The following is a 999-nucleotide window of genomic DNA, read 5'->3' as shown; positions in this document are numbered from 1 at the left end:
ATAGGCTAACGTGGATCAAGGCAGAATTATCTTTCCGCGGCCTAAAGCAAGTAGTGTACGACCCAGAATCCCGAGTGAGAATACAGCACAACTCACCTCAATCCAAAAGCGAATACCAAACCATTAAGGCAGTCAAATTCATTGACGGTCGAGAGCAACCGGAATTTAGCTTAGCCGACATCCCTATAAGCAAAGATTTAACATCAATTATTGGTGGGAAATCGTCAGGAAAATCTTTATTACTTCATCATATTGCCAAAGCAATTAACCATGAAGCCGTCAAAGATGTTTCCTCCATTTCTAACTCCTCAACATATGAGCATTTAGCGAGATCACCTAAATTTGATTTCGAAGTTACTTGGGATAATGGCGATATCAGTAAGTTAAATGAGTTAGAAAACACAAAGCCTATTACATACATTCCGCAGCTGTATATAAATCAACTCGCAGAGAACGATGGAAAAGATCATCTAAATGAACTCGTGAAATCAATACTCTGCCAAAACGATAAATTCAAAGAGTTTATTACTTCGTCCGAGACCAGAATAGCAAAATTGGAGTTAGAACTATCAAACTCCATTAGCGAATATTTCTTGTTACGTTCCGAGTATGAAAATCAAATAGCTGAAAAATCTCGAATTGGTGAGAAAAAGGCGATTGAGAAAGAATCCACTCGCCTAGAGCTTCAAATAAAAACACTACAAGAAAAGTCTGGTTTCTCAGAAACTGAAAACGAGCTCTATCAACACCTTACCAAAAGGCTAAGTACGCTAAATGAGAGAAAAGAAACCCTCCAAAAGCTTTATCATACATCTAATATAATGGCTGCACTGTTTAATGACCAAAGCTCTAGTATTTTTGACTCTCTAAAACTGAATGCCAACTCAAAATTACCATCAGAATTCAATTCAAAATTTGTCTCTAAAATATTAGATAACGCAAGAGTAGAACTAACTACTGCCCTGCATAACTCCTCTGTTTTCGCTAAAACAAGAGCAG

At 37.2% G+C, this 999-nt stretch carries 1 pseudogene; it reads left to right on the top strand.

Annotation, left to right across the window (positions count from 1 at the left end):
• Positions 1-53 precede the first annotated feature (53 nt).
• Positions 54-999 (top strand): annotated as a pseudogene (locus A3738_RS28920) (TrlF family ATPase); the annotation flags it as partial.

Source organism: Oleiphilus sp. HI0066, from assembly GCF_001635725.1.
Note: the sequence above shows the minus strand (reverse complement) of the source record. Positions and strands in the feature narration are given on the sequence as shown.